This is a genomic window from uncultured Planktosalinus sp., assembly GCF_963973675.1.
Classification (GTDB): Bacteria; Bacteroidota; Bacteroidia; order Flavobacteriales; family Flavobacteriaceae; genus Planktosalinus.
On record NZ_CAXBAN010000215.1, the window covers coordinates 1 to 4,581 of the forward strand.

The following is a 4,581-nucleotide window of genomic DNA, read 5'->3' on the forward strand; positions in this document are numbered from 1 at the left end:
AAAACAAAGTTGACGCCTGGGTTCCGGGAATTGGAGCCAATTATAAATTCAATAATGCATTTTCCCTTTTTGGAGGTGTGCATAAAGGGTTTGCGCCTCCGGGAACATCAGAGGGCAGTGACCCCGAAGAAAGTATCAATCTGGAATTGGGATCAAGGTTTAATTTCAAAGGCCTAAGAGGAGAATTAGTTGGTTTTTATAATGATTATGACAACCTGTTGGGAAGCGATTTGGCTGCATCAGGTGGTACAGGGTCTTTGGATCAGTTCAACGCCGGGCAAGCGATTGTTAAAGGAGTGGAATTGCTCCTCAATTATGATGTTTTACAAGCTGCAACAGGAAAACTGAAATTGCCAATCACACTATCTTATACTTTTACAGATGCCCAATTCCAATCTGATTTTGACAGTGCTATTGGAATATTCGGTGAAGTTAGTGAAGGAGATGAAATTCCTTACATTGCTAAAAACCAATTTAACATCACAGCTGCACTTGAAAACTCTAAATTCAATGTGAGCTTAAGCGGCAGATATACCGATGCACTAAGAACTGACGCTGGAAGCGGAAGCATCCCGGAGGAATTCAAAATAGGTAGTAATTTTATTGTAGATATGTCAGCAAAGTTCTTTTATTCTGAACGTGTAACGCTATTTACAAATATCAATAACCTTTTTGACAGTAAGTATGAAGTAGCAAGACTACCTGCAGGATTAAGGCCCGGAGCTCCGTTTATGGTGAATGCCGGAATTGGATATTCGTTTTAAACTAATCAAATAAGAATTAGCTATTTTGAGTGTGTTACAGCCTCTAATTGAATCCGTTCAATTAGAGGCTTTTTTAAATTAAAAGCCATTCAAAACATTCTTTAAATGTGCATGCATCTCGTCTGTATAATCCAAATGGGTTACTATTCTCAATTTACCCTGCCCCATTGAACTAATCCGAACGCCTTTAGTTTCAAGTTTCATCAGGAAGTCTGATTCGTTTATTGAGTCATTCAGATAAAAAATAACAATGTTGGTTTCTACAGCTTCCACTTCTTTGACATAAGATCTTCTTTTTAGTACATCCCCAAGTTCTTTCGCCTTTTCGTGATCTTCCCTTAGTCTGTCTATATGGTAGTCCAATGCATACAAGCCTGCTGCAGCCATATAGCCTATCTGGCGCATACCGCCACCAAGCACTTTACGCACCCGCATAGCGTTTTTCATTATTTTTCCATCGCCAATCAAAACACTGCCCAAAGGAGTTCCAAGTCCTTTTGACAAACAAATAGAAATAGTATCAAACACGTCTCCATATTGCTGTGCTTTCTCACCTTTTGCAACCAGCGCATTAAACAGTCGAGCTCCGTCAAGATGCAAGCCTAAATTATTTTTTTTACATACCTGTTTAATTTTTTTGATTTCTTCAAAATCATAACAAGCACCCCCACCCTTGTTGGTTGTGTTTTCAAGACAAACCAATGAAGTGAGCGGGCTGTGGTAAAAGTCGGGTGGATTGATATTTTCTTCAACCTGTAACGCAGTAATCATTCCCCGAGTTCCATCAATCAGTTTACAGGACACTCCGCTATTAAAAGAAACCCCGCCTCCTTCATAATTGTAAACGTGTGCCCATTTATCACAAATCAGTTGCTCACCTGGTTGTGTATGTAATTTAATGGCAGCTTGATTGGCCATACTTCCAGTTGGAAAAAATAAGGCCGTTTCTTTTCCAAAAAGAGTGGCCAATCGCTTTTCCAACTCATTTACAGTAGGGTCTTCTTTATATACATCGTCACCCACATTTGCATTCATAATTGTCTGAAGCATTCCTGGTGTTGGTTTTGTTACCGTATCACTTCTTAAATCTATAATCATAAACTAAAATTTCCCATAAAATTAAAGAAAATACTTGCGCTACACATTTTAAAAAATCTATTTTTGTTAAAAATTATAATTATGCTTCAAAGTGATCAAATCAAAGAGCTCCAAAAACGCATTAGCGCGTTGAGGAGGTATCTTTGACATAGATGCCAAAAAAATAGAAATCTCCAACGAAGAAGAAAAAACTTTTGACCCCAACTTTTGGAATAATGCCCGCGAAGCTGAAGCTTTTATGAAAGTGCTTCGGGTGAAAAAGAAGTGGGTTTCAGACTACAACAAAGCAGCAACATTGGTTGAAGAAAGCGCCGTGCTTTTTGAATTTTTCAAAGAAAACGAAGCCACTGAAGCTGAAGCACAAAATGCGTATAATCAAGCACTCAATGCAATTGAGGATTTAGAATTCAGAAATATGCTTTCTGAAGAAGGTGATAGTTTGAGTGCTGTTCTGCAAATTACAGCAGGTGCCGGGGGAACAGAAAGTTGCGACTGGGCAGCAATGCTCATGCGAATGTATATGATGTGGGCAGAAAAAAATAATTTCAAAGTAAAAGAACTCAATTACCAAGACGGTGATGTTGCAGGAATCAAAACTGTCACCCTTGAAATTGAGGGCGATTTTGCATTTGGCTGGCTTAAAGGTGAAAATGGAGTGCATCGATTGGTGCGAATCTCCCCGTTTGACAGTAATGCAAAACGTCACACTTCATTTGCATCGGTTTATGTGTACCCTTTGGTAGATGATACCATAGAAATTGAAATCAATCCCGCTGATATTGAAATCATAACCGCTCGATCCAGTGGTGCAGGTGGTCAAAATGTGAACAAAGTCGAAACCAAAGTACAACTAACACACAAACCTACAGGAATCCAAATTAGTTGCTCTGAAACCCGGTCACAACACGACAACCGTAACAGAGCTATGCAAATGCTAAAATCTCAACTTTATGAGATTGAACTTCAAAAACAAATGGAACAAAGAGAAGACATTGAAGCAGCTAAAAAGAAAATTGAATGGGGTTCACAAATCAGAAACTATGTGTTACATCCTTATAAGCTGGTAAAAGATGTTCGCACCGGTCACGAAAGTGGTAATACAGATGCAATACTAAATGGGGACATCGATAGTTTTTTGAAATCATTTCTGATGGAAACAGGACAAAAGGACGAAGAACAGAGTTTTTAATAGCTTATAAGAATTTAAATTTAATTTATAATTAAACAACAATACAATGAAGATATATCACAATCCGCGTTGCAGAAAATCGAGAGAAGGTCTTCAGATTTTAGTAGATTCAAAACAAGATTTTGAAGTTGTTTTATACCTTGAAAATACGCCTTCAAAAGAGGAGCTCAAGTCTGTCATTAAAAAATTAGACATCGCTCCCATTGATTTGATCAGAAAAGGTGAAAAGGACTGGAAAGAACACTTCAAAGGCAAAACCCTCACTGATGAAGAAATCATAGAGGCGATGCTCAACTATCCAAAACTCATAGAACGTCCCCTTGTTATCAAAAAGGACAAAGCTGTCATAGGCCGACCGCCTGAAAAAATTAAAGAGTTACTTTAATTGACTCAAAAAAGAAATCACTACTTTTCTGATATCTGCTGCTTTTTCTGATTCTTCAGGAGTATAAACCTCGGTCACTTTTTCATGCGCTGGTGTGAGAAAAGGAATATCCAATCCTTTCAATAAAAAATCACTAAATGCAACTGTATAGCTCTTTTGAGGTTCAATTTCTTTCCCGCCAACAAGCCAGTCTCCGGTTTCGTTTTGCATAAAGTTAAAACGCTGCAGATAAGCGCCGGTGCCTCGTGCACTTTTTCCGTAGTCTAAAACTTCTTTTAATAAACTACCTTCCAGTTTTACTTTTAAAACACTTCCGCCGAAAGGCAATACTCTAAAAATATCAACTGCTGTGACTTCATTTTCAAGCATATCATCTATTCTGATTGAACCCCCGTTGACAAGTGCCCCATCAACTTCATAATTGTAGGAAGCTGCCATTGACTCTGCTATGATTGCACCCATATTTGTTTGAATACCTCTGCTGGCACTGTCGGTTCCATCTAGGGGAACTTTGGCGATGTATATTTGTTGATAAGGATCGTCAACCACCTTTTTGATTTCATTTTCTAAAATCACATTCCACTCCTCAACAATTTCTTCAACAAAAGGCTGTGAGGGAACTTTTTCATCAACAGGAATCAATTCTGAATCAATCACCAGTCGTTTTTGATTTTTAAAAAAAGTGAGTGTATGTACATATATTGTTTTTGCATTGGCATCTGCTTTGGCGATTTTTGCTTTTCCGGCATCCAAAAGCATACTGTGATGCTCATGACCTCCCATTATAAGAGAAATCTCGCTAAAAGAATTAGCTAGGGTCTTATCCTGTGAAAGTCCTAAGTGTGTAAGTCCAATAATGATGTCTGAATTTTCATTCAATAGTGGCATCACTCTTCTGGTAGCTGAAATATAATCTTCATAAGCAACATAGGGCTGCGGATTGGAATCGAGGGTGACTCCAAAAAAACCTAAGGTGGCTTCAGTGCCATCCTCATCTGAAATTAATAGAGTGTAGGTTTCTTGCATCAATTCAGTCCGCCCATTCCTTTGAATTGCAAATGGTATGGTGTCTTGCTCAGAAACATGTTTCTCATTTGTTGCTATCCATTGAAAATTAGATTCGTTGAGTCGTTGCTGAAACTCAT

Annotated in this window: 5 protein-coding genes; 3 read left to right on the forward strand and 2 right to left on the reverse strand. The window is 38.3% G+C overall.

All coding sequences use genetic code 11. The features are described from left to right. Window positions 1-764: TonB-dependent receptor (locus AACY61_RS09095; protein WP_339611262.1), on the forward strand; the 764-nt coding region annotated here is incomplete at its 5' end. 78 nt (window positions 765-842) lie between these two features. Here AACY61_RS09095 and AACY61_RS09100 read toward each other — a convergent pair. Next, window positions 843-1,862 (reverse strand): GntG family PLP-dependent aldolase, encoded by a 1,020-nt coding sequence (locus tag AACY61_RS09100; protein ID WP_339611264.1) that lies wholly within the window; start codon window positions 1,860-1,862, stop codon window positions 843-845. 81 nt (window positions 1,863-1,943) lie between these two features. Between AACY61_RS09100 and prfB the strand changes: the two genes are divergently transcribed. Both prfB and arsC read left to right on the forward strand, forming a co-directional pair. Then, window positions 1,944-3,051, forward strand: a protein-coding gene (prfB, locus tag AACY61_RS09105; protein ID WP_339611265.1) for a peptide chain release factor 2 whose coding sequence is annotated in 2 segments (ribosomal slippage) — window positions 1,944-2,006 and window positions 2,008-3,051 — 1,107 coding nt in all. Because the reading frame shifts where the segments join, the coding sequence is not laid out codon by codon here. 46 nt (window positions 3,052-3,097) lie between these two features. After that, complete coding sequence (gene arsC / locus AACY61_RS09110; protein WP_339611266.1) at window positions 3,098-3,436, forward strand: arsenate reductase (glutaredoxin); 339 nt, start codon at window positions 3,098-3,100, stop codon at window positions 3,434-3,436. On the opposite strand, the gene AACY61_RS09115 is transcribed toward arsC, so the two are convergent. Continuing rightward, window positions 3,428-4,581, reverse strand: a 1,154-nt coding sequence (locus AACY61_RS09115) for a 5'-nucleotidase C-terminal domain-containing protein (RefSeq protein ID WP_339611267.1), incomplete at its 5' end; no start/stop codon positions are given. The genes arsC and AACY61_RS09115 overlap by 9 nt on opposite strands.

What these genes read in the sequence shown, in the direction of transcription:
- AACY61_RS09100 (WP_339611264.1), bottom strand. Translation starts at nt 1,862, where the DNA reads ATGATTATAGATTTAAGAAGTGATACGGTAACAAAACCAACACCAGGA.
- arsC (WP_339611266.1), top strand. Translation starts at nt 3,098, where the DNA reads ATGAAGATATATCACAATCCGCGTTGCAGAAAATCGAGAGAAGGTCTT.